Genomic DNA, 593 nt, shown 5'->3' on the forward strand with positions numbered 1-593 from the left:
AAACAGGCGTCAATCGGTGTCAGTGTGATGGTGGGCACGCAGCGCACTGAGCGGGAGGTCAATCAGGAGCAACATAATGTTATCAGTAGCGGGGTCTCTGCCGGGCAGAATATTCATATCACCGCAACCGGTGATGCAAATGAGCAAGGCGGGGATATCACCTTAAAAGGCAGTGAGGTGAAAGCCGGCAATGATATTAATCTGACCGCTAACCGGGATGTGAATGTGATTGGTGCGGTCAATACGCAGCACAGTGACCGGGATGAGAAAAGCTACGGCGGTGGCGTGGGGATTCAGCTTCAGTTTGGTGGCGATGAAAGTGGTCTGCGGTTTAAAGCCAACGGTAACTTTAGTCGGGAGCGGGAAAATGCTGACGGCAGTGCCTGGACCGAGAGTGTGATTGATGCCAAAAATCAACTCAATATCAAAACCGGTCATGATGTGAATGTGGTCGGTGGTCAGTTAAAAGGGGATACGGTGAAGATGAATGTGGGCAATAATCTTAACATTCAGTCACTGCAAGATACCGATAATTATGATTATGAAAAAATCAGTGCTTCAGTCAGCGGCACCGCCGGTTATGGTGGGGTGAG

General features: G+C 49.7%; 1 protein-coding gene. It reads left to right on the top strand.

The window, feature by feature from the left end:
• Nucleotides 1-593 (top strand): hemagglutinin repeat-containing protein (locus J3U42_RS12325; RefSeq protein ID WP_267336621.1); only part of this gene is annotated, 593 nt, incomplete at both ends.

Origin of the sequence: Gilliamella sp. B2923 (assembly GCF_026536565.1) — a bacterium.
Taxonomy (GTDB): Bacteria; Pseudomonadota; Gammaproteobacteria; order Enterobacterales; family Orbaceae; genus Gilliamella.